General features: G+C 69.7%; 6 protein-coding genes. All 6 read right to left on the bottom strand.

Going from position 1 to position 6860, the window contains the following annotated elements:
* Positions 1-1191: 1191 nt before the first annotated feature.
* The gene (locus tag BM093_RS35635; RefSeq protein ID WP_143105697.1) at positions 1192-1854 is read right to left on the bottom strand and encodes a hypothetical protein; all 663 of its coding nucleotides are present in this window, start codon (positions 1852-1854) and stop codon (positions 1192-1194) included.
* A gap of 447 nt (positions 1855-2301) precedes the next feature.
* The gene (locus BM093_RS33930) at positions 2302-2829 is read right to left on the bottom strand and encodes a hypothetical protein (protein ID WP_093357304.1); all 528 of its coding nucleotides are present in this window, start codon (positions 2827-2829) and stop codon (positions 2302-2304) included.
* Positions 2830-3171: 342 nt separating this feature from the next.
* Positions 3172-3795: a DUF305 domain-containing protein gene (locus BM093_RS33935; RefSeq protein WP_245773989.1), complete on the bottom strand. Its 624-nt coding sequence runs from the start codon at positions 3793-3795 to the stop codon at positions 3172-3174.
* An 84-nt stretch (positions 3796-3879) separates the two neighbouring features.
* Positions 3880-4314 carry a DUF6153 family protein gene (locus BM093_RS33940; RefSeq protein WP_093357306.1) on the bottom strand — a complete coding sequence of 145 codons (435 nt, stop codon included), beginning with the start codon at positions 4312-4314 and terminating at the stop codon, positions 3880-3882.
* A gap of 34 nt (positions 4315-4348) precedes the next feature.
* Positions 4349-5752, bottom strand: coding sequence for an NADH-quinone oxidoreductase subunit N (locus tag BM093_RS33945; RefSeq protein WP_342743065.1), 1404 nt, complete (start codon positions 5750-5752; stop codon positions 4349-4351).
* A 10-nt stretch (positions 5753-5762) separates the two neighbouring features.
* The coding region (locus tag BM093_RS33950; protein ID WP_093357308.1) for a complex I subunit 4 family protein at positions 5763-6860 on the bottom strand (1098 nt) is incomplete at its 5' end.

The following is a 6860-nucleotide window of genomic DNA, read 5'->3' on the forward strand; positions in this document are numbered from 1 at the left end:
GCAAGATCCGGTCCAGCCCGAACACCGCCGACAGGCTCATCGCCGCAGTTCAGACCCTCATGATCGCCAGCGCGTGATCAGGTTGGCAAAGGCTCTGTGTGTCGCGCGCCGGAGCTTCTCAACTTAAATAGCTATGATAAGCAGATGGCTCGCGCGGGGCGTACTCGAAGGTGTTTACGATCGGCCTGTCGGCTGCAGGCAGCCTCGGCGAGCCTCCGACGCGCTTCCGCTTGGCGCGGCAGCCGTTTGTACTCTTGGCACCATCTATTTCACGAGGAATGGATTGATCTGCTGTTCGAGGAAATTCATCAACTCGGACTTGTAGAAGCGCCCGTCGTAGTTGATCCAACCTGGCACGACGGGGTCGACCACCGTAGCCGGGCCCCGAAAGCCCAAATTGATCCTGCGACCCCGATTCCGCTGTCGGATCGTTCGCGCCATCGACTTGCGTGCAGCCTTGCCGACCAGTGGGACGAACCCACACATCAGCACCCCGTCACGCCTGCGGACAGGACAGCACGACGACAGTCGAAACCCAGAACGTGAAGCTCGTGACCGGGGTAGTCATCATCGCGGCCCCGCGCGACGGTCACAGATAACCCCAGACTCCGGGAAAGCGGGCAAGCTCAACCGTGCATCACCATGTGCTTGCCGCGCCTGCCCGTAGCCTGCGTGCCCGGTCTGCGGCAGCCGGTTTGTCGATGTAGCGCTCACCGAATGTCCGCACCGGGGGATCAGCTCCGCCGGCCAGCTGACCACCCCCCGCCCGCGCTGATGCGCGTGTGACCCGCAGTCCGAAGCAGCAGGTCGACTTCCGGGGGCGAGTGCAGCGCCGACGGCGGCCGACACGTGCCGCCGCGACGAGCCCCCGGCGAGCATTCAGCGACAGCTATGAGCATGCGAGCCCCGTCGTGTCGCGCCCGCACGATTAAGGGGCGTTGCTGTCCTGCGTTGCCTCCTCGGTGCGGTGGTCCGATCACGGGTACTGCCGAGACCCGTTGGCTCCAGACTTATCGGCTCCGCGCAGAACCTGGTAGTACGTGTCGCCGCGGAATCGGACGGGCCGCACGATGCGGCCGTCTGCGCGCCTGCGAACCTGGAGTCGCGATCGTTGCTGCTGGGTGCGTGCCGTAGCCCGTCGCCATCGGCCGAGCGCGTCTCCGCACAGGGCCGGGAGTCGCTGTGTTTCGGTCACGATGTACCTCGCGGATCGTGTGCGTTGGTAGAGCCGGTACGCCGGCGCAGCAGCCGCGCCGCGCGATGCTCAGACCCAGGTCGTCCAGTTGTGCTGCTCGACACCGACGGCGCAACGGGCTCGCGTGGCGTGATCTCGTCCCTGACCGGTGCGGACTGGTCAGCCGAGCGGAGATGGGCCGGCTCGGTTCCAGCACCGGCGGTCGAGCCTGGCGTGGCAGGGACGCCTCTCTCGGCTGGCAGCCGGCCGTCGAGTTCCGTGCGCGGCACTCGAGCGTCGAACGCGACGAGCTCGAGGCCGTGCTCGACGACGGCGGACTGCTCCAGCCAGCGGCCCGTGCGAACCACGGAGAAGGTGATGCCGTTGTCCGCGGTGAGCGCGCCGCGGAGGACGGCGGTGGCGTGGTCAAGGACATGTCGGGACCCGAGGGAGCCGGTTGGCATGCCGGTGTCGTGGAGGCTGAGGAGGAACCGGTCGAGAAGCATGTCGGGACTGAAGCCGGGAGCACCGGTCCAGGTCACCAGCAGTGACGTCGTCTGGGGCGTCGATGTGCGACCTGCCCGGCTGAGAACCTGCCGGCGATTCAGCAGTGAATCGCTCCGCAGGGCCGAGAGCACGGTGTCTCGTATCCAGCGGAAACGGTCAGAGTCGTCGTGCATGAATGCTGCTCCTGGTTGTCGATACCCGCGAGCGGCCGCCGGACCTGAGGAGGATGGGGCAACAGCGGGCGAAGGTTGAGAGGGCAGACGGTGATCCGGCGACGGCCTCGTGGCTGCCGATACCGGCGACCGTTGCGACGTGGCCCGTGGTCTCGGGTGGGGTCGTGGCTGTCCGGCCTAGCCACTGCGAGTCGGTCGAACGACACCGACGTGTGCGCGGTGGGCAGGGGCGAGGCAGTCAGCGATGGCGTCGAGGTGTGCCTCTGCGGGGAGTGGGCCGCGACCCGTTCGACTCTGGCGAAGGGTGATGCCTGCCGGGAGCCGAGGTCCTGAGCGGCGCTACCCGGTTCCCACGTGGTCGCTGCTCAGAGGGTGTCGTAGGCGCAGTCGGTGCAGAGCCCGTCCGGCCGCTGAGCCCCGGGCGGCGACCGAGCGTCGCGAGAGCACTCAGCAGCCGGGAGCCCCAGCGCCCGGGGGGCCCCGACGAGCTGACTGCAACCTCCAACCACACCAACGCAGCATCGATCCGTGTCGGCGCACCCGGGGCAGGCGCACGCCGGGGCGTCGCACCGATCGGCTGCGCTGGGTCAGGCGGGGAAATCGCGCTCGCAAGTAGCCGACCACCAGGTCCGCGGCAGCGCCGCAGATCAGGACCATCGCGACGATCAGCACAGTGGCGGCGAGCTGGGTTCCGGTCACCCCATCCGGAACGAGGCCGTGCCAGACACCAGCCGGTGCCGGCCACTCAAGCCCAGATCCTTCAGCCGAGCGCCCCAGCCACTTGCCCGCGAGATGCAGGGCGGGCTGGGCGACGATGGTCGCGTTGAGAAGGCTCAACAGACCGCGGAATCGCGGCGCGATCCACCGGCTCAGCCCGGTGACGGCCCCGACCAGTACAACGAGGGCAAGGGTGTGGATCGGGTGTTCGCCGGCGAGCACATCAACCACCAGTGCCGCCCCGACCGTGGCGATCACACCACAGGTCATGGCGCCTCGCGACTGCGGTACGCCGCCGACGCACGCGGTCCTCGTTCGGGACTGCGCGACCGCTGCCATGCCCACCACTCTCCCTCTGGGCCCTGTGACAACGCTGAGAGACCATGCTGGGAGTCGACGCGAACAACCTGAGGTGGTGTTCCGGCCGTGCCGTTCCCGGCTACGGCGCGGTGACGAGGACCCGCGCCGCTGAGTGGCCCCAGTGGGCACCACAGAACGTACGGCGACGCACCGAGCCACACCGGCCCCAACACGTGCGGATTGTTCCGGGCGGTGGGCGGCCGTCGCTAATGACGGACGCGCCACCGCCGAGTCATGCCTTTAGCCGAGCATCTCCTGCATCTGAGTGATCTCGGTCTGCTGGGCATCGATGATCTTCTGGGCGAGCGCCTTCGCCTCCGGGTTGCGGCCGTCGCGCAGTTCCGTCTGCGCCATCTGCACGGCACCCTCGTGGTGGGCGATCATCATCTGCAGCCACATCCGGTCGAACTCGACACCGGATGCCTGCTCGAGCTGCTGCATCTGCTGATCACTCATCATGCCCGACATCCCGGACATGCCGTTCTGCTCCATCCCGGGCATGTTGTGTTCCTGGCTCATGCCCGGCATGTCACCGGACTCGGGCGCGCCCCATGCGGCGAGGAAGCCCTGCAGCTGCTGGATCTCGGGACCCTGCGCCTGCTGGATCGCGGTGGCGAGCTGCTTGACCTGGTCGCTCTCGGCACGGTCGGCCGCCAGATTGGCCATGTCGACCGCCTGCCGGTGGTGCGGGATCATGCCCTGGGCGAAAGCGATGTCGGCCTCGTTGTGATCGGCCGAAACCTGCTGGCCCGCCGCGGACGAGGTCGGCGCGGGCGGTGCCTGGCCGGCCGAGCCGGTGGCCTCCCCACCGCCGCACGCGGACAGGGCGAGGGCCGCGGTGACCGCCGTCGTGGCGAGCGCCATCTTCTTGATCTTCATGGTGGACTCCGTTGCATGTGACCGGTCGTGAGCTGGTGGAATCCAGCGCTCTTCCGCGCTGGGGGCCGATCAGCTCCGCATCACGCACAGCTGGGCAAGACGACGAGACAGAGGTGGCGGTCTGGCAACAGACCACCGTCGAAGTGAGCTCCGGACGGGCACGACCAGCGAACCGAGCAAGGGGCCACCGAGGCGGAGCCCGGCAGCGAGAAGGAACACACCGAGGGAGGTCAGGATGGCCAGGCACAAGTGCAAGGCGTGCTCGGGACCCGACCGGGCGCCATGGTCGCCGGGCACGTCAGCCGGGTCGTGGCCGGGTAACGGCAGGTTGGAGATCGCAGGGATCCCGGCAGCACCATCCGACGGGACGGCGGCCGTGGTCGCGGCGTGCCCGGTCTCGCCCGGCGGGGCGGCCACGAACGCGTGCATGCCCAGCAGCGCGAGCAACACGGGCACGATGAGCAGCAACCGCAGCTCAACCCGTTGATTACTCACCCCGGCCACGGTACCGACGGTGAAGCATGTCGACTTCGGGGGCTCACCCAACGGTGTTCAACACCACCCCACCGCCGAGGCCGAGCAGCAGCGACAGCGCGGCGGCACCGAGCGCGGTTCCCCGCGCCCAGCCACGAGCCCGGGTCACCGGCCGCTCGTGGTCGGGGCCCGGTTCGCCGAAGGCGGGCGCGATCCAGCGCAGGTAGTAGAACAGCGACGCGACGGTGTTGACCACGGCGAGCGCGACCAACCAGACCAGACCCCCGTCCACGGTCGCGGTGAACACGACGAGCTTGCCGAGGAACACCGCGGTCGGCGGAGTCCCGACCAACCCCAGCAGCGCGACCACCAGCGCGATCGCGAGTGGCGGATCCCGGTGGAACAGTCCCCGGTGGCCAGCGAGGGTGCGCTGTCCGGTGGCGGCGACGACGGCGAACGCGGCGATGTTGGTAATGGCGTAAGCGGCGAGGTAGAACAGCAGCGCCGGCTGCGCCAGCGAGGCGCGTCCGGCGACGGCGAGGGCCATGAGCAGGTAGCCGACCTGCGAGATGGTCGAGTAGCCGAGCAACCGCAGCACCGAGGTCTGGGCGAACGCGGCGAGGTTGCCGAGTGTCATGCTCACCGCAGCCAGGATCGCGACGATCAACGGCCAGTCGACGACGTCGGCCGGGACCGCAGTGTCGAGCAGCCGGTAGGTGGCGACCAGGGCGCCGATCTTCGGCAGCGTGGTGATCACAGCGGCGACCGCCGGCGGTGTGCCGTCGGCGACGTCCGGCACCCAGAAGTGGGCGGGAACCGCTCCGGCCTTGAACGCCAGCCCGACGAGCACGGCGATCAGTCCGACCGCCGCGGCGCCGCCCGGTCCGGAGGCGATCCCGTCGGCAACCGCGTCGTAGCCGGTTGCTCCGGCCGTGCCGAACAGCAGGGTCACCCCGGCCACGGTGGTGACTCCGGCGAGCGCGCCGGCGAGGTAGTACTTGAGCGCCGCTTCGGGTGCGGTGCCCTGCTTGGCCCAGCCGGCCAGGGCATACAGCGGGACGCTGGCGAGCAGGAACGCCGCGAACAGCAGGATCAGGTCGGCTGCCCCGCCGAGCAGCATCGAGCCCAGCGCCCCGAGCTGGACGAGGACGACGAACTCGGTCTCGCGGCGGTGCCCGGCGACGGTGTCGCCGCACAGGGCGAGCAGCAGCAGCGTCGCGACGAGCACGATCGCCCGGGTGGCGTGGGTCGCGGTGTCGAGGACGTAGGTCCCGAACACCACGTCCACCGGTCGGGTCGCGGCGACGGCGGTCGCGGCCAGGCCGACGGTGCAGGCCAGTGCGGCCAGTACCCGGATCGTCCACTGGCGTCGGCGTGGGGTCCAGGCGCCGAGCAGCAGCCCGGTGACCGCGCCGAGCAGCAGCGCAATCTCCGGGATCAGGGCGGACGGGTCACTATTGATCGTCATGTCCATGCGATCACCGCGTCACCAGCTCGCCCAGGGTGCGGGCGGCGGGTTCGATCACGTCGAGCAGGACCCGCGGCAGCAGCCCGAGCACGGTCGCCAGGACCAGTAGCGCGCCGATGGCCAGCAGCTCCCGGACGTCGAGGTCGGGGAACGGGCGCGGTGTGCCGGGGGTGTCCGGGACACGGACCTCGCCGGAGAGCATCCGGCCCATGGCGAGCAGGAACAACGCGGCGGTGAGCAGGACGCCGGTCACCGCGACGACCGTCGCGACCGGTACCGCGCCCAGGGCCCCGGCGAAGATCTGGAACTCGGCGATAAACCCGGAGAATCCAGGCAGGCCGAGTGAGGCGAACGCGGCGACGGCGAACAGCCCGGCGAAGCGCGGTGTGCGGGTCGCGAGCCCGCCGTAGGCGGTCATGTCGTAGGTGTGGCCGCGCTCGTGCAGCGACCCGGCCAGCAGGAACAGCGCCGCGGTGATCAGGCCGTGGCTGACCATCTGGTAGGTCGCGCCCGCGGTGGCGAGCTGGCGGGCCTGCTCGTCGTCGGCGGTGATCAGGCCGGCGGCGCCGAGGCCGAGCAGGACGTAGCCCATGTGGTTGATCGAGGTGTAGGCGATCATCCGTTTGAGGTCGGTCTGGGCGAGTGCGACCAGGGCGCCCCAGAGCACCGAGATCACACCGAGGATCACCGCGACCAGGGCGAACTGGCGCCAGCTCGCGGGCAGCAGCGGCATCGCGATGCGCACGAAGCCGTAGGTGCCCATCTTGAGCAGGATCGCGGCCAGGATCGCCGACCCGGCCGCGGGTGCCTCGGTGTGCGCGGGCGGCAGCCAGGTGTGGAACGGGAACAGCGGGGTCTTGACCGCCAGCCCGATCCCGATCGCCAGCAGGGTCAGCGCCCCGTACCCGCCTCCGCCGGCGAGCGGGTTCTGCTCGACCAGCGCGGGGATGTCGAACGTGGGCGGGGTCCCGGCGAGGGCGAGCAGGATGAACCCGAGCAGCAGCGCGAGCGAGCCCAGGAAGGTGTAGAGGAAGAACGTCAGCGCCGCCCGCCGCGCCGGGGCGCCGGTGCCCCACCCGGCGATCACGAAGTACATGAACACGATCGA

Source organism: Pseudonocardia ammonioxydans (genome assembly GCF_900115005.1).
GTDB lineage: Bacteria > Actinomycetota > Actinomycetes > Mycobacteriales > Pseudonocardiaceae > Pseudonocardia > Pseudonocardia ammonioxydans.